Genomic DNA, 18354 nt, shown 5'->3' with positions numbered 1-18354 from the left:
GCGCCCACTATAAACCGGTGAACCGGCCCGACCGTCCACTCGCGACGGTCGCACGCACCCGCACGCTGTCCGCTTCCGCCCGCGCCCGTTCTTCGTCGGTCACCGGTTCCAGCCGCGCCGGGACGTCCTTGTGGTGCGGCGTGCCCGCGATCGGGTCGCGGTCCAGCGCGTCGGTGAGCAGGTTGATCCGCGGGCCGCTGACCACGCGGCCGCCGTCGGCGACCGGGTGCGCCATGCCGTAGCCGTGCGGCAGGGCCAGCTGCCCCGGCCGCAGCCCGGGATCGGTTTCGGCGCGGACGACGACGCGACCCGCCGCCGTCACGACCGCCACCCAGTCCCCCGGCGAGGCCCCGATCGACGCCAGTTCCTCGGGACGCGCCCGCAGCGCGCCGTCCGGATCCGTGCGCCGCCAGCGCGGGTCACGCAGGATCTGGTTCGCGTTGTGTGCCCGGCGTTGCCCGTTGAGCAGCGAAAACGGGAATGCCGGATCGGGCCGTTCCGCCGCCGGGTCCAGCGCCGTCACCCAGTCGAGCAGCTCCGGGACCGCCAGCCGGACGCGCTCGCGGCGCATCAGGCTCCACACTTCTTCCTGCTCGTGCGTGGAAAACGGCGTCGGACCGGCCAGCACCCGCTCGAACAGCTCCTCGCCGAGCCGCGCACCGGTCGACGTGCTGCCCAGCGCACGCTGCACCGGCACGGTCATCGTCTTCGCCGCGCGGTGGCACCCCGCCCACAGCGGCGCGATCGAAGCGGCGCCGTCGGGCAGCGAGGCCCCCAGCGTCCGGTAGAGCAGCACCGGCAGGATCGCCGCGCGCTCGGGCATCGCCCGCACCAGCGCGCCGATCCCGTTCTGCAGCTCCGAACGCGGCCCCGCGGCCAGCTCGGCCAGCACGTCGGACGGCGGCAGCACGCCGAGCGCGTCGAACAGCCGGGTGTAGATCTCGGCTTCGACCAGCGTGCCCGGCACCGGCTCCAGCAACGGGCGCCGCAGCTGGAAGTAGTTCGTCGGCCATTCGAACGTGAAGAGCGTGAACTCCCACTTTTCGTGCTGGGAAGCCGCCGGCAGCACGTAGTCCGCGAGCGCGGCCGTTTCGGTGTAGGCGACGTCGACGACCACGGACAGCTCGGCGGCGCGGATGGCGCGTTCGACTTCCCGCGTGCCCGCGTAGGTGTTGGCGGGGTTCGACGACTCCACCCAGAGCGCGCGGACGTGGTTCGGGTGGTCGGCGAGGATCTCTTCGGCGAGCGTGTTCGCCGGCAGCAGGCCGCCGATGTACTCGAACCTGGTGATCTCGGAACGCTTTCCGCTCGCCGACCCCCACAGCGGCAGCAGCCAGGAGTGCAGGTTGTTCGTGCCGCGGCGCCCGAAGTGCCCGGTGAGCAGGTACAGCAGCTTTTCGAGGTAGCTGTTGAGCGTCGAGTGCCGCCCCTGCTGGATGCCCAGCTCGACGCGCACGGTCATCGCCTCGGCCGCCAGGATCAGCTCGACCGCGCGCTCGACGTCCACACGGGACACTTCGGCGTGCGCGATCCACGCGTCCACCGGCACTTTCGCGAGCACGGCGGCAACCTCGTCGAAGCCTTCGGTGCGCTCCGCCACGAAGGTCTCGTCCACGCCACCGCGTTCGAGCAGCAGCGCCAGGATCGCGCCCAGCAGGTAGGCGTCGGTGCCCGGCCGCAGCGGGAGGTGCAGGTCCGCCATCTCGGCGGTTTCGGTGCGCCGCGGGTCGATCACGATCATCCGGCGCGCCGGGTCGTTCTTGAGCGTGTTCAGCGCGTGCCGCGCATTGCTGAACCCGTGTGCCTGCCACGGGTTGCATCCCAGCACGATCAGCAGGTCGCAGTGCTCGACGTCCTCCGCGGTGTGCACCAGCGCCGAGCCGAACAGCTGCCCGTTGACCCAGAAGTCGCCGGTCTTCTCCTGCGAAAGGGCGTTGAAGTGGCGCGTCGAGTTCATCCACTTCAGCAGCGAAGCGCCGTACGCACCGCCGGAGTGGTTGCCCTGGCCGCCCCCGCCGACGTAGGCGAACGAGCCGGGCCGCCCGGCCGCGGTGTCGGCGTCGCGGATCGCGTGCAGCTTGGCGGCGATCTCGGTGAGCGCGGTCTCCCAGCCGATCGGCTCGTGGGTGCCGTCCGGGCGACGGCGCAGCGGCGTCGTCAAGCGGTCTTCGTGGTCGCCGTACCAGGTCAGGCGCTGCGCCTTCTGGCAGAGGTACCCGGCGGAGCGCGGGTGCGCCTTGTCCCCGCGGACGCGGGTGATCTTCCGTCCCTCGACCTGCACTTCCAGGCCGCAGTTGAGGTAGCAGAGGCTGCACGCGGTGCGCTGCCATTCGCCGGTCACATCAGCTCCAGTGCGCGGCCGAGCGTCGTGAGACGCGCTTCGAGCGTTTCGCCGGCCGGGTACAGCCGGACCGTGTCGATACCGGTGTCGCGCCAGACGCGCAGCCGGTCGCGCACCATGTCCTCGGTGCCGATCAGCGTCGTGCCGAGCACCATTTCGTCGGTGACGAGCGCGGCGGCGCCGTCGCGGTCCCCGGCCTGCCAGCGCTCGCGGACCTCGGCGGCGACGTCCGCCCAGCCCTGGCGGCTGTAGGCGTTGTTGTAGAAGTTCGTGCTGGCCGAGCCCATCCCGCCGAGGCTGAAGGCGAGTTCCTTCTTGCGGCTGCCGACCAGGGTGCGCAGCTCGTCTTCGTTGGCGGCGAAGGCGACTTCGGCGCCCTGGCAGACGTCGATGTCCGAGCGTTTCCGGCCGGCCTTCGCGAGTCCGGCGTCGAGCGGGCCGAAGTACGCGTCGGCGCCTTCGGGGACGAAGCTGGTGCCGAGCCAGCCGTCCGCGACCTCGCCGGTGAGCTCGAGCAGCTTCGGCGACAGCGTCGCGAGGTAGATCGGGATGTCCGGGTTCGGCGCGGTCGACAGCCGCATCGGGCGGGCCTCACCGGGCAGCGGGATCTCGAACGCCCGGCCGGAGAACGCGATCTTCTCGCCGGCGAACGCCCGGCGGATGATCTCGACGGTCTCCCGCATCCGGGTCAGCGGCTTCGCGAACGGAACGCCGTGCAACCCCTCGATGACCTGCGGCCCGGACGGGCCGAGACCGAGCGCGAACCGGCCGCCGGACAGGTCGGCGAGGGTGAGCGCGGCCTGCGCGATCGCGACCGGCGTGCGCGTGCCGAGCTGGATGATGCCGGAGCCGAGCCGGATCCGGTCGGTGCGCGCGGCGAGGTAGCCGAGCGCGGACGGCGCGTCGGCGCCCCAGGCTTCGGCGACCCAGCAGACGTCGAGGCCGAGCTTTTCCGCCTCCAGCACGAAGTCCAGCGTCTCGCGCGTGTCTCCGGAGAATTCGACGGTCGTCGCGGTCTTCACCGGTTCTCCACGCGGTCCTTGATCGCGGCGAGGTTCCCGGTCATCGCCGTTTCGAACTCGCGCAGCCGGACGAAGACGATCTTCTGTTCCTTTTCGGGCATCCGGTCGATGGCGAAGGACAGCCCGGAGCGCCCGGGCCCCATCCGCACCCACTGGCTCAGCCGGGTGCCGCCGCCGTCGGGCTCGAGGGTGAACTTCCAGACCGCGCTCGGCTCGGCCGGATCGGCGACGGCCCACGAGAACACCCGCGGCGCTTCGCACTCGACGACGTACGATGTGGTTTCCCACTCGCCGAAGGCGTCGTGCTTGCTGCGTCCGACGAACTTGCGGCCGGCCTCGCACCACTCGACGGACTGGAGCTCCGCGCTCAGCTCGGGCATCAGCGAGATGTCCGAAACGACCGGCCAGACGTCCTCGGGCACGGCGTCGATCCAGGTCGAGACCTCGGCCGTCGGCAGGTCGGCGTACCTCGCGCCGGTCCACTCCATCGTGGTCGCACCCCTCTCACAGAGCCGTCTGACCACGATAGTTGCGTAGATAGACCCAGCCTGTCAACGTCACTCCTGCCGGGCGAAGCGCGCCTCGACGTCCGGGCGCTGCGCCAGCCGTGGCGGGAACCCGGGACCACGGCGCATCCGCGTCTCGTCCGGCGTCATCGGCTCCCCGCACTGCGCGCAGACGATTTCGGCGTGCGTGTCGTGCCCGCAGGCGAGGTGGTGGACGGTGATCGGCGGGCCGGCCTCGGTGGCGAGCCACTTGTCGCCCCAGCGGGTCATCGCGAGCAGCACCGGGTAGAAGTCCCGGCCCTTCTCGGTGAGCACGTAGTCGTAGCGCACCGGCTCGGTCTGGTAGGCGACCTTCTCCAGCAGCCCCTCCTCGACCAGCCGCTTGAGCCGGTCGGCGAGGGTGTTGCGCGCGATGCCGAGCGCCTGCTGGAACTCGTCGAAGCGGTGCACGCCGTAGAAGGCGTCCCGCAGCACCAGCGGCGTCCACCAGTCCCCCAGCAGATCCATGGTGCGCGCGATCGAGCACGGCCACTGCGCGAACGATGTGCGTTTCATGCGGCCGAGAGTACGCCGTTTCGCAGAGAGACTCAGCAGGTCAGCCGCATGACCGCCCGCCGAGCGGTCGGCCGGCTGACTTCCTCGAACCCGGCGTCGGCGAAGGTCTTGCGGGTGCCGACGAACAGCTCACCCGGCCAGGCGACGTTCTCCCCCGGCTCGATCGCGTACCCTTCGACGGCCCGGGCACCCCGCTCGCGCGCGAAGTCCACCGCGGCCTTGGCGAGCGCGGCGCTCACCCCGCGCCGCCGGAACCCCTTCCGGGTGACGAAGCAGGTGACGGCCCAGACGCCGTCGTCCGCGGGGTCCTCGTCCCGCCCGTCCCAGACGACGCGGCTCTTGAGCAGCCGCCGGTAGGTGGTGCGCGGCTCGACCGCGCACCACCCGGCGGGCTCCCCGTCGAGGAAGGCGACGATCCCGGTAGCCCGCTCGGCGGTCTGCTCCCGCAACCGCTCAGCGCGTTCACCGGGAGTCCCGGCCCGCCACTCGGCGGGTGTGTCCTTGAAGTACTGGCACCGGCACCGGGCGGGATCCCCGCGGTCGCCGAAGATCGCCTGCAGGTCGGTCCAGTCCACCTGGTCGACGGGTACGACGGTCAGCATCTCCGTGAAGCTAGACCAGGTGCCCGGTGGTGACGTCGACGTGGTCGGGAACCTCGTCGTGATCATCCCCGACCGTGAGCGTCCCGGACGGCTCGACCAGCAGAACACTGGCCCCACCCTTCGACGACGGCTTGTGGAAAGTGCCCTTCGGGACGACGAAGACCTGCCCCTTGGCCAGGTTCACCACGCGTTCCTCCGGATCACGCACCCCGATCTCGATCTCCCCGTCGAGCACGAGGAAGAACTCGTCGGTGTCGGTGTGCACGTGCCAGACGTGCTCACCATCGAACCGCGCGAGCCGGATGTCGTAGTCGTTGACGCGGCTGACGATCCGCGGGCTCCAGGCGGCGTCGAAGCTCGCGAGGACTTCATTGAGGTCGATCGGGTTCATGCGTCCCATGCTCGACCTGGCGTTTCCCGGGCGCGAGTGCTAGGAATCGCACATGCCGCAAGAATTCTCGCACCGCGTGGTGGCGATCGTGACGGAGGAGTCGAACCCGTTCGAGATGGGCGTGACGACGGAGCTGTTCGGCCTGCGGAGGCCGGAGCTGGACCGCCCGTGGTACGACTTCACCCTCTGCTCGGCGACCCCGGACGTGCGGATGAACCTGGGGATGTTCACGTTGTCAGGAGTCGCCGGCCTCGAAGCGGCGGAGACGGCGGACACGCTGATCGTGCCGGCCCGCCCCAACACGACCGTCCCGACCGACCCCGCGATCATCACGGCCATCCGCCGCGCGGCTGCTCGCGGCGCCCGATTGGTCAGCTTCTGCACAGGCGCCCTGGCCCTCGCCGAAGCCGGCGTCCTGGACGGCCACCGCGCGACAACGCACTGGCAGTGGGCCCCGGAGTTCGCCGCACGCTTCCCGGCGGTCCACTGGGAGCCGGACGTCCTGTTCATCGACGAGGGCACCATCCTGACGGCGGCCGGCAGTGCGGCTTCGCTGGATCTGGGCCTTCACTTGATCCACCGCGACCACGGCGCGGAGGTGGTCAACGCGGTCAGCCGCCGGTTGGTGTTCACGGGCCACCGCGACGGCGGACAGCAGCAGTTCATCGCACGGCCGGTGCCGGCGGTGCCGGACACTTCGTTGGCGCCGGTGCTGGCTTGGGCGTTGACTCGTCTGGACCAGCCCCTGACGGTCACCGACCTCGCCGCTCGCGCTTCGACCAGCCCGGCGACGTTGCACCGGAAGTTCCGGGCGGAGCTGGGCACCACGCCGTTGGGGTGGCTGACGACAGAGCGGGTTTCACTGGCCTGCCGCTTGATCGAGCGCGGCGAGCTGCGCCTGGACCGAGTGGCCGAGTCCAGCGGCTTCGGAACGGCGGCGAACCTGCGCCTACAACTGCGGCGGCACACGGGGTTGAGCCCGAGCGCGTATCGCCGCCGCTTCGGCCCAGCTGCGTAGCAACCGCTCGATCAGCTCACGCGCCTCGGGGCGGCACAGTTCGCTGACGAGCGCCAGCAACCGAGCGGCGGAGACCCGGACGTGCCGCGGAGCCTGCTCGTCGTGCGCGATCTCGCGCGCCACGATCGCGGCGGCTTCGCGATGGTCGCGGTGCAACTCCGCGGTAGCCCAGGCACAGCGGCAGCGAACCACTGGCCCGAGGCTCTGGTCCCGTGCCATGCCAAGCAGCCCACGCGCACCTTCGTCGGGCTCGAAGCTTCCGATCGCCTCCCAGACCCGTACCCGGACGAGCGGGCTTGCCTTTGCCCGGAGGCGGCGCAGCACGTTGAGTACGTCGCCGCGCAAATCCGGCCTGAGCGTTCCCAACTGTTCGGCAGCATCTCGCCTCGCGGCGACCGGGAACGCCTCGTCCTGCATTTGCGACGCCAGCAAAGCCGTCCCGAGTTCGTGTCCACGAATCCCGCGCTCGGCGAGGTCCTTGGCGGCCGACCAGCGCAGGTTCGGGTGGCGGTCAGGATCGGTGGCGGCGGCGTGAAAGAGCTCTGCGGCCACGACGCGGTCTTCCCTGCTGTAAGCGGCCATCCTCGTCGCCGCGTTCAACCGCAGCGAGAGCGGTTCGCGCTGGTCGTCGCGCAGCGACCGAACGTCGTCCAAGCGCCTCAACTCGAACAGGATGCGAAGCCGGAGCCGGCCGGCGAGCCGTCGATCGGCCAAGACGTCCTCCAGGTGCATCCGGCACTGCCCTGGCAGCTCGGACGTGAGAGCGAACAAGACGAATCCGGCTTCGGCCCGATCACGCCCGGATCGCCCCGCGTCAGCCAGCACGGCCCGCGCGTCGGCGACGAAACAGCCACGCCGGCGACAATCCAGCAACGCCAGCTCCCGCCGTGCTCGACTGGCGGCGACACGCCCACGGCTCAGCTCCTCCAGAGCCGCGACGGCTTCCGGCTCAAGCGCCGGCGAAACTTTGCTCAAGGCCACGGCCGCATTGATCCGGTCGACCGGCATCGACTCCGGGTTGGCGAGCCGATCACGGAGGACGCGCTCGACTTCCCCAGCCAACGCGCCGTCGGTCCAGCGGTCGACGTAGTCCGACCATGTCTGCGGCGAGACGAGGTAGTCCGACACCAGCGCGCGTCCGACGGATCGGCGTTCCTTCCCGGTGAGATCGCGCAACACACCGGCGCGCACTTGCCCGGAAGCAGCTGCCGGATCGTGCGCCAACGCCAGCTTCGATCGGATAATCGGGACATCCGCTCGGAAGCTGTGGAGGTAGCGCAAGGCTTCGCCGCGTTCCTCCGGCGTCAGCTCCGGCGCCCCAGTCAGTCGCGCCAAAGTCCGACGAGCATGTTCTCCAGCCGATTGATCGATGGTCGCGAGCTGATAAGCGGCATAGCTGCGTTGGTCGACCGGCTGCCGATCGTCCACCATCGTGACGCGGAGGGCCGCGGCGGACGCAGCCGCGTTGCGGGAGTCCGCCGTCGCCAGTTCGGCAGTCGCACTGGATCGCCAGCCGGAGGAAATGAACGGATCATCCGCCTGCGACCTCAACTCAGCAATCGCTTCCGGAGCGGGAGACCGGACCAATTCTACGAAGAGGATGGCGGTTTGCTGCCGATGACTGAAGTTCGTGTCCCGGTCACGCAATACCACACGCAGACCGTCCAGCACATCCGCAGCGAACTCGGCCGCCGTCCGCACGCGGCGGATCCACACGAAATTATCCAGCTTCGGCCGGAGTTCGAGAATCAACTGGAGCGCGTCCGAAGCATCCACGACGCGGTTCTTCGCCAGCAGGATCATCGCGTCGCACCGGGATTTCGCACTCGCCGAAGAGTCGGCGGCGATCTCCCTCAACACGGAAAGCACGTCGTCGTCCAACGCGTCCAGCGCGGCCAGCCCCTCCGCCGCTGCGCAGATCTTGCTGGTACGAACCTCGGGCGAAAGTGCAGTGTCGCGCAGAACATCGGCCACGAGACGGCGCGACCAGGCGCCGGTGTGACTGGCTTGGCGCCCCAGGAGGCCGATCTCCCCGTCACCCGCGACATCGTCTCGGAGCAGCTCGACGATCCCCCGCGCGGCCGTCGGGTGGTAGCGGTGGTGCATCAAAGTCAGGAGAACCGCGGCGTCGGACCGTTGCCGACCGCTGAGTTCGCGGTCGCCGATCACCGCTTCCAGCAACTCCTCCAGCTCATCCGGCTCCGGGACATCCCAGCGGTAGAGCGGAAGACCTTCAATCCACGCCTCGCCGCCTTCCTCCCCGAGTTGCAAGCCGATCACCCCGGCGGAAGCACTCTGGTCGAGGTCCGGGGCGAGGCGCTTGAGCTGCCGCCAAATCTCGAGCCGGAGCTTGAGCGGGAGCGAAGCGCGCGTGAGGCCGACCAGCCGGCCGATCGCTTCGGCGTGGAATTCCGTACCGAGCGAGGAGAGTTCGGAAGCCGCACGGAACTGCGTTGCCACCGTGGATTCCGGTCGGCTCACCAGCGCGCGGAGCTCAGCCACGGCCGATGCCTTGTGGTCCGCCCCCAGCGCGGCGAGGTACCTGAGGGCGTTCACCGCGAGTCCGTCGAGTCCTAGCTGATGAGCGGCAGCGCGGGTGAGCGCCCGCGCGGCATCCGGCCAGTGGTCGGGCCCCAGGTCGATCAACCTGCTCCCCGCCGTGAGCAGGAATCCCGCCGACGCGCCGGGATCATCCAGCTCCGTCCGGATGAGGGCCACCGCCGCCTCGCGGAACTCAGGCCCACAGTCGGCGAGCACCGACCCGAGGTACGCCTGGTCGAAGGTGCCGCGGGCCGGGCTCGTTGCCAATCCGGAAATCAGCTCGCCGGCCCGAGCCCGGTGTTGCGGACCCAGCTGCAGCAGAACCTGTGCGCTGTGCACTCGGTCGACGCCGTCGAGCCTGCAGTCGGCGATGCGGTGTTCGAGCGCGGCCGCGGCCTCCGCCAGGTGTTCCCGCCCCAACGACGCCAGGCCGAGCGCGGCGTCCTCGATCGCGTTGGTCGACCACGACGGTCGGTGCAACACGGCCCGCAGCACCGCCGCACGCCGTTCGTGACCCTTGAGGTCGATCTCCAGCAAGCTGACCGCGGCCGCGACCAGATCCTGATCGGTCGCGCAGGGGTGCTCGATGACCTCGGTCAAACTCTCGATCGCGCGGGCCCGCGGCTCCGGGCCCAACCCGGCGAGGACCACCGCGGCATCTCCGTGCTGGGTCGCGGTGGCCGCCGGGCTGTTCAGAACGGACTCCAACCCGAAAACCGCAGCCTCGCGCTCCTCGTCGCCGCATTGGGAGAGCGCTTCAGCGGCGTCGAGACGAGCCTGGACGTCGATACCCACGCCCCGGACGCTCGTCCGGAGTGTCTCCACAGCCTCCGCGCGGGCGTCATTGCCGAGCCGCGTAGCCAGCGCCACGGCGGCCTCGACCCGCGACGGCCACGGGACGCCGCTATCGCGCATGAGATCTTGCAGCCAGCCCACCAAGCCGGGATGGTGCGCGGCCCGGCTGACCTCGGCGAGGATTTCGCCGCCCGGGTACTGGGCGGTGGCGGCCCACGCGCGCGCCTTAGCCAGGAATGCGCCCACGACTTCCGCGCCCGCCGGCGCGTGCCAAGCCAGCAGGCGCGCGGCGAGCAGGTGCTGTTGTGGTCCCCCCTCGTGGAGGTGGCGGATCAGCCGGTCCGCTTCCGCGGGATACAGCCGCGTGTAGTGCAGCAAAACTCGCCTGGCGTAGCGACCGCGCTCTTTGGGCTCGGCCGCGTGCAGCAGCTCGACGAAGTCACGGTGCGCCGGCGCGAAACTCTCTGGCAGCAGCCGGGCCTTCGCGGTGGCCGCGAGGTGCTCGGCGAAGCTGTGGTGGAGGAAGCCGAGGTCGTCACCGCGAAGGAGAAAGGGGCCGACCGCACCGAGGTAACCGACGAGTCGTTCGCGCCAGTCGGCCTCGGTGCCCAGCTCGGGGAGCTGGGCACCTACCCAGCGGCAAGCCGCCGTTATCAGGGACGTGTCCTCTTCGAGCCGGACTCGGCCGAGGTGTTCCAGCAATCTTCTACAGTATTCGTCGAACGGTCCCGGCGGTACGGAATGACCCGACCGCAGGAATTCCAGATACGTTTCGTAGAGCTCGTACTGGTTGTCCGGCAGCGGCCGATCGGTGTATTGCCCGAAGATGATCGCCGCGATCGTGGCCAGCAACGGGACGCGGACCAGTTCGTCCAGGTGAGCGTCACGAACCTGGCGCACGAACCTCTGCGCCTCGCCGGCGTTCTCGCTGAACCAGTGCTCCGCGAACAGGCGGAACGCTTCTTCATCGAACGGCAGCAATTCGTAGCGCGCCGCCCCGATGCGCTGGAAGGGGGCCAGCGTGGCCCCCTCGATCGGCCGGGTGGTGAGGACGACGCGGTAGGCGGCGGTGGCGTCCGAAGCCCAGGCGGCGAGCACCGTGACCAGCCGGTCACGGACGGCGGTGTCGGCAACCTCGTCGAGGCCGTCCACCAGCAGCAACCACCGGCAGCCGCCTACCCGCCCGGTGAGGTCGTCCGGCCCGAGTGGCTGGGCGAGCATCGCCCCGTATTCACCGCGGACGGTTTCCGCCAGTGCCTCGAAGAAGGGCAGTTCGAGTCTGGCCGCCAGCTCCCGCGCAGTCAGTCGCAGCGGGATGACAGGCTCACCCAACGGTGGTGAGTCGAATTTCTGCCACTGACGTGCCACGTCGGCGGCCAGCCGGAGCGACAGCGTGGACTTCCCTTGGCCAGGTCCGCCGGTAACCAGCATGTGTTCGGCGCCGTCGAGCGCATCCCGCACACTCCTCGACGGTGGACGCACGGCCACCCGCGCGACCGGCCGGCCCGGGACGTCGATCAGCCGCCCCATGCTGTCGAGCACCGGAAGCGGCCGCGCTTGGTCGGAAGGCTGGAGCTCGGACCCGGTCGTCACGTCCTGGCGGACGTACACGGTCGCCAACGAGGTGCGCCGTGCGCCTCGCAGCCGGTACGGCATGATCTCCGCGTTCTCGATCTGCGCCCGCAACAGCGAAACGATCTTCGGCGGCAGCTCCGGCAGCTCATCCCACCCCGCAGGCGGGTCGACCGGCACCGGTGGCGCCGGGCGCGGGACACCCACGTACATGTTCCCGTGCACCGCCCCCACCTGGACCGCCGTGCCGTCGACCTTGCCCGAGATCACGTTGGCCGTGTCTTCCTCTGCCACGCAGCCTCCTCCTGCCGGGCCGGGATCCTCCCACGCGGGACCGCCTCCGCGGCGTATTCTGCGGGACCAGTGGATCGGGTGGCCGTGGGGAAAGCCGAAAGCTCACCCGCTCGGCCGAACCACACTCGGTGATGACGGACGGGGAGGACGGGATCATGACCGACACTGAGTTGCCGCCGTATCGGGCCTTGCTCGTGGTGGACACCAAGGGGTTCGGGAGCAATTCCGATGCCGACCAAGGCGTGCTCGCCGAGATGATTCCCGATGTGCTCGGGCAAGCCTTCGAACGTGCCGGGCTCGCGGAAGTCTGGAAGACCGCCCTGTTCCCGCACGGGACCGGTGATGGGTACGGCGTCGGGTTCGACCCGCGTTTCCTGCCCGCCGTCGTCTCGAGACTCTTCGACGCGCTCGAAAGCGTGCTCGCCGAGCGGGATGCGCGGTTGCGGGCGACCAGCCGGTACCTGCGGATGCGGATGCGGGCCAGCCTGAACGTCGGGCCGATCCGGGAAAGCGACGGCGAAAGTTCCGCCGTCGCCATCGGGGCCGCCGTGATCACCACGCACCGGCTGCTCGATTCCGCGCCGGTGCGGGAAGTGCTCACCCTGTCGGATCCCGATCAGACCTTCCTGTCCGTCGTGCTTTCCCAGCGGATCTTCGACGACGTGCTCGCCAGCGGTTACGCCACGCTGCCGAAATCGCGGGTCGTGCCGGCCGACGTCGAGGTGAAGGAATACCGCGGGACCGTCTACCTCTACGTGCCGAACCCCAGCGGTGATCTATTGAAGAACGGCGTCGGAAAGGACTACGAAAAGAAGCTGGCCGCCACCGAAGAGGTGCGGAACGAAGGGACCTCGAACGTGATCAAGGAGATGCACGGCGGCACCGCCATCCAGATCGGGCGCGTGCACGGCGACGTGCACAACTCCGGGGGTTAACGCAGCGGGGAAAGCGCCGCGGCCAGCGCCTTTTGCTGTAGCCGCGCCGGGTAGCCGCGCGGGTCCGCCGCCGCCAGGACGTTCATGCCCTCCACCAACGCCACCAGGCTCTTCGTCGTCAGCTCGACGTCCTCGTCCGTCCACTCAGGACGACATGCCGACACCAACCTCCTGACCCGGGAAAGGAACGAGTGGTTGGCCGCGCGGTGGCGCTCGGCCAGGTCGTCGTCCGCCAGCGCCGCCGCCAGGAAGCCCACCCACACGCGGGATTCGTCGTGGTGGCCGTGCGCGAGGTCGACCGCCTGGCCGAGAACCGCTTCCAGGGCCCCGAACGCGTCGGAGCGAGCCGCCTCGGCCGCGTCCGCGCGGACGGCCGTGCGTTCGTAGAGCAAGTCTCGCGCGTGCAGCAGCAGCGCCTTCTTGGTCGGGAACGCGTGCATGACCAGGCCCGTCGTGCAGCCGGCGCGCTCGGCGACCGCGCGCAGCGTCAGCCCCGGGAGGCCGTTCTCGGCCAGCACCTGCCACGTCGCCGCGGACAGCAGTTCGCGCTGGGCCTCGACATCACGCTGCTTCGGCACGTCGACCTCCTTCCCCGGAAGCGTAACAGGTGCTACGGTAACAAGCGTTACGAAACGGGGGTACGACCTGATGCTCGACTGCACGTTCGCCATCGACGCCGTGACCTGGGACGACCCCGACGCCGCCCGCCTGCGCGCGGCCCAGCGCACCGAACTGGACGCCCGCTACGGCACCGACGACCACGAGCCCGGCGCGGCCCCGACCGCCGAGACCGTCGCCGTGTTCCTCATCGCCCGGGATGCCGCCGGAACGGCGCTCGGGTGCGGTGGACTGCGCCTGCTCGGGCCGGGGTCCGGCGAGGTCAAGCGCATGTACGTCGAGCCGGCGGCCCGCGGCACCGGCGTCGCGACCGCCCTGCTGCGCGCGCTCGAAGACCACGCGCGGGCGTTCGGCATCGCCCGGCTGCTGCTGGAGACCGGGGCCGGGCAGCCGGACGCGATCCGCTTCTACCAGCGCGAAGGCTACGAACCGATCGAGCCGTACGGACCGTACGTCGGCGAGCCGATCTCGCGGTGTTTCGCGCGCGACCTCTGACCGGCCCTGTCCACTTCGGACGAAGGCCGGAAGCCGCACGTCACCCCCAGCACGTGCATCCGCACGCCGCCGGTGCACGTGATCTCCGCCCGGTACGGCGAACCGGTTGCCGCGTCCGGGTTCCGCCGGTAAGTTGGCGGCGCGCTGCACGGTGGAACCAGGGAGGGTGCCCCGCCGGGGGAAGCGCTTTCCGGTCGGTACGGGTCACCGCCGGAGTGCAGGAGGGAAGCAGTGCCTTGGTGTTGCGGGGATCGGTCATGGCCGAACACGTGACGGATCCGTACCTGGTCGATCTCGAGGCCATCGCGGGTGAGTTGCAGCGCGGCAAGTGGTGCGTCTACCTGCACGAATGGCTGGGCGACGAGCACGACCTCCCCGAATGGCGGGCCCAGGTGGCCGCCCAGGCCGAGCGCTCCGGCATCGAAGTGTGCTTCATCGAAATCCCGCGCAAGGACATGACGCTGGTGGCCAACGTGCGCGCGCTGCCCAGCTTCGAGCAGGTCACCGAGTCCGTGGCCGCGCTGGAGCACTACCGGGGGCTGGCCGCCGGACGCGGGTGGCGGGGCGCGGCCGCCCGGCGCGGGCCCGCCCGGTGATACCCCGACCGGCGCAGTCCGAAGAGGACCGGACGGAGCAGCGCTAACGCGCGGCCGCGTGCTGCTGCGCGGCCAGGAAGTGCGTGGTTTCCGCGGTGGCCTCGTAGAGCGCGCGGTAATGCCGGTAGAACTCGCCGTACCGCTCGCTGTTCGCCGGGTCCGGCAGCACCGTCTCGGCGATCGGGTTGACGCGCGCGAAGTCGACCTCGACGCCGGTGGCCTCCGCCGCCAGCAGCGCGTCGCCCAGCGCCGCCCCGATGGTTTCGGCCGGGATCCGCTGCGGCAGCCCGGTGACGTCGGAGACGATGCGCGTCCACAGCCCGCCCGTGGTCCCGCCGCCGACCGCGACCAGCCGCCCGGCCGCCCCGCCCGCGGCGGTCATCGCCTCCAGGTTGTGCCGCACGCCGTACGCCGTGCCCTCGAGAGCCGCGCGGTAGATCTCCGCGCGGCCGTGCCCGGTCGTCAGCCCGGCCAGCACGCCGCGCGCGGCCGGGTCGAACAGCGGGGTCCGCTCCCCCGCGAAGTACGGCAGCAGCAGGAGCCCGCGGCTGCCCGCCGGCACGGAAGCGGCCTCCGCCGTCAACTCCGCGTACGAGCCGCCGACCAGATCCCGCAGCCAGCCGGTGACCGCGCCCGACGTCGCCATGCCCGCCGCGAGCGTGAAACTGCCCGGATCGACGCCGCGCGTGCCCCACAAGCCGTGGTGCGGCCGCGGTTCGGCGAGCACCTGGATCAGGAAGAGCGTGCTGCCGTACATCACCATCACGTCACCCGGCTCGCGGACGCCGGCGCTGGCCGCCTCCGCCCACGCGTCGACCGTCCCGGCCGTCACCGGCAGCCCCGCGGGCAACCCGGTCGCCGCGGCCGCGGCGGGCGTGACTTCGCCCGCGGTCTCCGTCGGCCACAGCAGTTCCGGCAGCGGCAACCCGGGTGCGACGCGCTCGGCCCAGTCCACCGCCCACTTGCCGCCGGCGAGGTCGTACAGCGGCGTGCACTGGCTGGCCGAGTGGTGGTCCAGTACGTACCGGCCGGTCAGCCGGTGCACCAGGAACGAGCTCGCCATCAGCAGTTTTTCCGTGCGCGCGTAGACGTCCGGCTCGTGGCGCGCCAGCCAGCGCACCTTCGGCCCGACGGCCTGGCTGGTCAACGGCGAACCACCGCGCGCCAGGATCGCGTCCGCGCCCAGCTCTTCGTTCAGCGACGCGATTTCCTCGCCCGCGCGGGTGTCGACGCCGTAGAGGATCGCCGGCCGCAACGGCTCGCCCGCCGCGGACGCCGGGAGCAGGCACGGCCCGATGCCGCTCACCCCGAGCCCGGCGAGCGGCCGCCCGCCCGCGGCGCGCAGCAGGTCCGCGACGATCGCGGTGAAGTCCGCCCACCAGACGGCTTCGGCGTCGTGCTCGAACCAGCCCGGCCGCGGCGCCGAGACGGCGTGCTCGCGGACGGACCGGGCGAGCACCGCGCCACCGGGGTCCAGCAGCACGCCCTTCGACCCCGCCGTGCCGATGTCCACGCCGAGCAGCAGTCCCGTCACCCACCTCACGCTATGGTGTGCCGAAAACCCCGTCAAACGACGAGAGTGGATGAGGACGCGGTGGCGACGATCTCCGATGTGGCGGCGCTGGCCGGGGTCTCGACCGCGACCGTGTCGAGAGCGCTCAACGGCAAGTCCACTGTGGATCCGGTGCTCGCGGATCGCGTGACGAGAGCAGTGGAACAGCTCGGCTACACGCCGAACGGCCTGGCGCGCAGCCTGCGCCGCCGCGAAACCGCGGTGCTGGCGCTGATCATCGCCGACGTCGAAAACCCGTTCTTCACGGCGATCGCGCGCGGGGTCGAGGACACCGCGCAGGCCGCCGGTTTCTCGGTCCTGCTGTGCAACGCCGACGAAAACACCGCCAAGGAACGCCGGTACGTCGAAGCCGCGGTGCAGGAACGGCTCGCGGGCGTGATCCTCTCGCCCACGCCCGACAGCGACGTCCGGCCGCTGCTCGCGCACCGGACGCCGGTCGTGACGGTCGACCGGCGGCTCGCTTCGGCCGACTGCGACGCGGTGCTCGTCAACTCCCGCGAGTCGGCTGCCGCGGCCGTGCGGCACCTGATCGCGCGCGGCTACCGGCGGATCGGGTGCGTCGCCGGCCCGCCCGGCATCACCACCGCGGACGCGCGGCTCGACGGTTACCGCGACGGACTCCACGCGGCTCGCCTGACTTATTCCGAGAAACTGGTGCACCGCTGCGGATTCCGCGAAGCCGGTGGCCGCGAAGCCGCGAAACGGCTGCTGACCGAACCCGATCCGCCGGACGCACTCCTGGTGTCCGGCAGCCCGATGGCGGTCGGCGTGCTGCAGGTGCTCGCGGAGATGGGCCTGCGGCCGGGCCGCGACATCGGGATCGTCTCCTTCGACGAAGTCCCGTGGGCCACGCTGATCACGCCGGCGCTGACGGTCGTCGCCCAGCCCGCCTACGCGATGGGGCAGCTCGCGGCCCGCCTGCTCCTCGACCGCATCGCCGACGGCGCCCGTCCGCCGACCTCGACGACCATGGCGGCGCAGCTCATCGTCCGGGACAGTTCGAGCCGCGACGGTTGACTTCGACCTTCCTTGAGCTTTTACCGTCGTCGGCATGACCACCGCACCTCCCATCCCGCGCACCGTCTGGATCGCCTCCGGCGTGATGGCGCTCGGCGGGTTCCTGGGCAACATGGACGGCTCGATCGTCGCCGTCGGGCTGGAATCGATGAGGCTGCGCCTGGGGGTCAGCCTCATCGAAATCCAGTGGGTGGCCACGGCTTTCCTGCTCGGGCTCGCCGCCGCGCTCCCGCTCACGCCGTGGCTCGTGCGGAAGCTCGGCGCCGGGCGGCTGTGGCTGTGGGCGCTCGCCGCGTTCCTCCTGACGTCGGTGGCCTGCGCCCTCGCGCCGGACGCGGTCACCCTGATCGCGTTCCGGGCGGTGCAGGGCATGGCCACCGGGGTCATGGTGACGGCCGGGCAGACCGTGATCGGGCTGGCCGTCGGCCCGGAACGGCTGGGCCGCACCATGGGGACGCTCGGCCTGGTCGTGGGCCTCGCGCCGGTCGTCGGGCCGAGCGTCGGCGGGTTCCTGCTCGCGCACTTCTCGTGGCCGGTGCTGTTCTGGCTGAACCTGCCGATCGGGCTCGTCGCGTTCGGACTCGCGCTGCGGTACGTCCCGCGCGGCGAGCGGCACGCGCCGCCGCCGATGGACTGGCCCGGGCTGGCCTTGGTGTCACTCGGCCTGCCGCTGCTGGTCTACGCGCTGACCGAGCTGAACGGCGTGCTCGCGGCCGCCGGCGCCGGCGCGCTCGCGGTGTTCACGTGGTGGTCGCTGCGCGTGCGGCACCCGGTGCTGCGGCTGCGGCTCGCCGCGCGGCCGGTGCTGGGTTCGGCGCTGGCGTCCGTGCTCCTCGCCGGGGCCGGCATGTTCGGCGCGGTCCTGCTGCTGCCGCTGTGGTTCCAGGTCCGGCTCGGCGCCGGGCCCGCCGAAGCCGGCGTGCTGCTCGCGCCGATGGGGCTCGCCACCACGGTGTTCGTGCTCGTGGCCGGCCGGCTGACCGACCGGTACGGCGGTGGCACCGTCTCGCTCACCGGGGCACTGGTCGTGCTGGCGAGCACGGTGCCGCTGCCGTGGTTCGGCCCGGACACGCCGATGTGGCTGGTCCAGGGGGTCCTCCTGCTGCGCGGCGCCGGACTGGGCCTGTCGATCATGCCCGCGTCGACGGCGGCGTACGCGTCGGTCGCCGCCGACGAGCTCGGGCACGCCACCGCGCTGGTCAACATCGTCATGCGCGTAGGCGGCGCGGTCGGCGGCGCGCTGTGCGTGATCGTGCTGTCCCGCGGCCTGTCCGTGACCGCGTCGACCGGGTTCGGCTGGGCGTTCGGGGTGCTGGGAACGCTGTGCGCGCTCGGGGTGCTCGCCACCGCGTGGCTCCGGCACGCCGAGCGTACGTCCACAATGGACGCCACGGCCTGATCCACCTGGGAAGCTGGCGCGATCACCGGATCGGTGATTTCCTGGAGCCGAACAAACACTGTCGGTGAGGGGAAGGGCTGGCAA

At 70.9% G+C, this 18354-nt stretch carries 15 protein-coding genes; 6 read left to right on the top strand and 9 right to left on the bottom strand.

Annotation, left to right across the window (positions count from 1 at the left end):
* Positions 1-7: 7 nt before the first annotated feature.
* The 6 genes from SD460_RS15135 to SD460_RS15110 all read right to left on the bottom strand — a co-directional run bounded on the left by SD460_RS15135 (position 8) and on the right by SD460_RS15110 (position 5417).
* Complete coding sequence (locus SD460_RS15135) at positions 8-2341, bottom strand: molybdopterin-dependent oxidoreductase (protein WP_290059098.1); 2334 nt, start codon at positions 2339-2341, stop codon at positions 8-10.
* Positions 2338-3363, bottom strand: coding sequence for an LLM class flavin-dependent oxidoreductase (locus SD460_RS15130; protein WP_318306266.1), 1026 nt, complete (start codon positions 3361-3363; stop codon positions 2338-2340). The genes SD460_RS15135 and SD460_RS15130 overlap by 4 nt, the downstream gene beginning before the upstream one ends.
* Positions 3360-3851 (bottom strand): SRPBCC family protein, encoded by a 492-nt coding sequence (locus tag SD460_RS15125; protein WP_290059100.1) that lies wholly within the window; start codon positions 3849-3851, stop codon positions 3360-3362. The genes SD460_RS15130 and SD460_RS15125 overlap by 4 nt, the downstream gene beginning before the upstream one ends.
* Before the next feature lie 69 nt (positions 3852-3920).
* On the bottom strand, positions 3921-4424 hold the full coding sequence (locus SD460_RS15120) for a winged helix-turn-helix transcriptional regulator (RefSeq protein WP_290059101.1): 504 nt from the start codon (positions 4422-4424) through the stop codon (positions 3921-3923).
* Between the two features lie 32 nt (positions 4425-4456).
* Positions 4457-5026, bottom strand: a complete 570-nt coding sequence (locus SD460_RS15115; RefSeq protein ID WP_318306265.1) for a GNAT family N-acetyltransferase — start codon at positions 5024-5026, stop codon at positions 4457-4459.
* A 10-nt stretch (positions 5027-5036) separates the two neighbouring features.
* The gene (locus SD460_RS15110; RefSeq protein WP_438860577.1) at positions 5037-5417 is read right to left on the bottom strand and encodes a cupin domain-containing protein; all 381 of its coding nucleotides are present in this window, start codon (positions 5415-5417) and stop codon (positions 5037-5039) included.
* 52 nt (positions 5418-5469) lie between these two features.
* Here SD460_RS15110 and SD460_RS15105 point away from each other — a divergent pair, with 52 nt between their 5' ends.
* Positions 5470-6435 (top strand): GlxA family transcriptional regulator, encoded by a 966-nt coding sequence (locus SD460_RS15105; protein WP_290053575.1) that lies wholly within the window; start codon positions 5470-5472, stop codon positions 6433-6435.
* On the opposite strand, the gene SD460_RS15100 is transcribed toward SD460_RS15105, so the two are convergent.
* Positions 6367-11637, bottom strand: a complete 5271-nt coding sequence (locus SD460_RS15100; protein WP_290053573.1) for an NACHT domain-containing protein — start codon at positions 11635-11637, stop codon at positions 6367-6369. The two genes, SD460_RS15105 and SD460_RS15100, sit on opposite strands and share 69 nt — an antisense overlap.
* 155 nt (positions 11638-11792) lie before the next feature.
* Between SD460_RS15100 and SD460_RS15095 the strand changes: the two genes are divergently transcribed.
* Complete coding sequence (locus tag SD460_RS15095) at positions 11793-12572, top strand: hypothetical protein (RefSeq protein WP_290053570.1); 780 nt, start codon at positions 11793-11795, stop codon at positions 12570-12572.
* On the opposite strand, the gene SD460_RS15090 is transcribed toward SD460_RS15095, so the two are convergent.
* Positions 12569-13150 (bottom strand): TetR/AcrR family transcriptional regulator, encoded by a 582-nt coding sequence (locus SD460_RS15090; protein WP_290053568.1) that lies wholly within the window; start codon positions 13148-13150, stop codon positions 12569-12571. The genes SD460_RS15095 and SD460_RS15090 overlap by 4 nt on opposite strands.
* A gap of 70 nt (positions 13151-13220) precedes the next feature.
* Here SD460_RS15090 and SD460_RS15085 point away from each other — a divergent pair, with 70 nt between their 5' ends.
* Together SD460_RS15085 and SD460_RS15080 are read left to right on the top strand one after the other, a co-directional pair.
* Entirely contained in the window at positions 13221-13685 is a 465-nt protein-coding gene (locus SD460_RS15085; RefSeq protein ID WP_290053565.1) for a GNAT family N-acetyltransferase, read from the top strand.
* A gap of 257 nt (positions 13686-13942) precedes the next feature.
* Positions 13943-14281, top strand: a complete 339-nt coding sequence (locus SD460_RS15080; protein WP_290053563.1) for a hypothetical protein — start codon at positions 13943-13945, stop codon at positions 14279-14281.
* A 43-nt stretch (positions 14282-14324) separates the two neighbouring features.
* Here SD460_RS15080 and SD460_RS15075 read toward each other — a convergent pair whose 3' ends face one another.
* Complete coding sequence (locus SD460_RS15075) at positions 14325-15815, bottom strand: FGGY-family carbohydrate kinase (protein ID WP_290053560.1); 1491 nt, start codon at positions 15813-15815, stop codon at positions 14325-14327.
* A 60-nt stretch (positions 15816-15875) separates the two neighbouring features.
* Here SD460_RS15075 and SD460_RS15070 point away from each other — a divergent pair, with 60 nt between their 5' ends.
* Positions 15876-16871: a LacI family DNA-binding transcriptional regulator gene (locus tag SD460_RS15070; protein ID WP_290053681.1), complete on the top strand. Its 996-nt coding sequence runs from the start codon at positions 15876-15878 to the stop codon at positions 16869-16871.
* A gap of 34 nt (positions 16872-16905) precedes the next feature.
* Complete coding sequence (locus SD460_RS15065; protein ID WP_318306264.1) at positions 16906-18270, top strand: DHA2 family efflux MFS transporter permease subunit; 1365 nt, start codon at positions 16906-16908, stop codon at positions 18268-18270.
* The last annotated feature ends 84 nt before the right edge of the window (positions 18271-18354 follow it).

It is taken from the genome of Amycolatopsis solani (genome assembly GCF_033441515.1).
Lineage (GTDB): Bacteria > Actinomycetota > Actinomycetes > Mycobacteriales > Pseudonocardiaceae > Amycolatopsis > Amycolatopsis solani.
The sequence above is the reverse complement of the archived record's forward strand: the minus strand, read 5'-3'. Positions and strand labels throughout refer to the sequence as shown.

Coding starts and splice junctions, on each gene's coding strand:
- SD460_RS15125 (WP_290059100.1), bottom strand. CDS start 3,851: ATGGAGTGGACCGGCGCGAGGTACGCCGACCTGCCGACGGCCGAGGTC.
- SD460_RS15120 (WP_290059101.1), bottom strand. CDS start 4,424: ATGAAACGCACATCGTTCGCGCAGTGGCCGTGCTCGATCGCGCGCACC.
- SD460_RS15115 (WP_318306265.1), bottom strand. CDS start 5,026: ATGCTGACCGTCGTACCCGTCGACCAGGTGGACTGGACCGACCTGCAG.
- SD460_RS15110 (WP_438860577.1), bottom strand. CDS start 5,417: ATGAACCCGATCGACCTCAATGAAGTCCTCGCGAGCTTCGACGCCGCC.
- SD460_RS15105 (WP_290053575.1), top strand. CDS start 5,470: ATGCCGCAAGAATTCTCGCACCGCGTGGTGGCGATCGTGACGGAGGAG.
- SD460_RS15095 (WP_290053570.1), top strand. CDS start 11,793: ATGACCGACACTGAGTTGCCGCCGTATCGGGCCTTGCTCGTGGTGGAC.
- SD460_RS15085 (WP_290053565.1), top strand. CDS start 13,221: ATGCTCGACTGCACGTTCGCCATCGACGCCGTGACCTGGGACGACCCC.
- SD460_RS15080 (WP_290053563.1), top strand. CDS start 13,943: ATGGCCGAACACGTGACGGATCCGTACCTGGTCGATCTCGAGGCCATC.
- SD460_RS15065 (WP_318306264.1), top strand. CDS start 16,906: ATGACCACCGCACCTCCCATCCCGCGCACCGTCTGGATCGCCTCCGGC.